This is a genomic window from Halobellus sp. Atlit-38R (assembly GCF_003665925.1).
GTDB lineage: Archaea > Halobacteriota > Halobacteria > Halobacteriales > Haloferacaceae > Haloquadratum > Haloquadratum inordinatus.
The window spans coordinates 1-502 of record NZ_QXIJ01000229.1; the positions used below are offsets into that span (position 1 = coordinate 1).

Sequence of the window (502 nt, forward strand, 5' to 3'; positions counted from 1 at the left end):
TCGAGAACAGTTGCTTCGGTGTCGGATTCCGCTACGAGGGTACGCTCCTCGATAGTGCTAGACGCTAGAACGTCCGGCGGAAACGACTCCCACCAGTCTTCGTTGGTCCAGTAGGATGCGTCACGTTCCGGCGAGTCGGGGTGATACAGGTCGCGGAACCGCTCGGCGTCGCGGTTCCTGACGGCGTCCCACCATTCCCCAACGACACGATTCGGGGCTGGCGTGCTGGATAGACTCACAGATTGGTCGGCGACACAACCTGCGAGGGGAGCGGTCCCGACGCAGCCGAGAGAGGTCAGGAGGGCCCGTCGCTTCATATATCGACGCTCTTTCAGATCGATAAATGCTTTCGGACGGATCCGGTGGCTCTGAAGCCGACCGGCCGCCGGAGCAATCAAAGCGGTCGAGGATCACCCGGGTGTCGCGTGACTCGGTGACACCTGCTTTTTCGTCTGAACCACTCACACTCTGTATCCAGTACGTCTCAAAGAAGAGATCACCA

1 pseudogene is annotated in these 502 nt (G+C 59.8%); it reads right to left on the reverse strand.

Going from position 1 to position 502, the window contains the following annotated elements:
* Positions 1 to 317 (reverse strand): annotated as a pseudogene (locus D3D02_RS19090) (hypothetical protein); the annotation flags it as partial.
* Between the last annotated feature and the right edge of the window lie 185 nt (positions 318 to 502).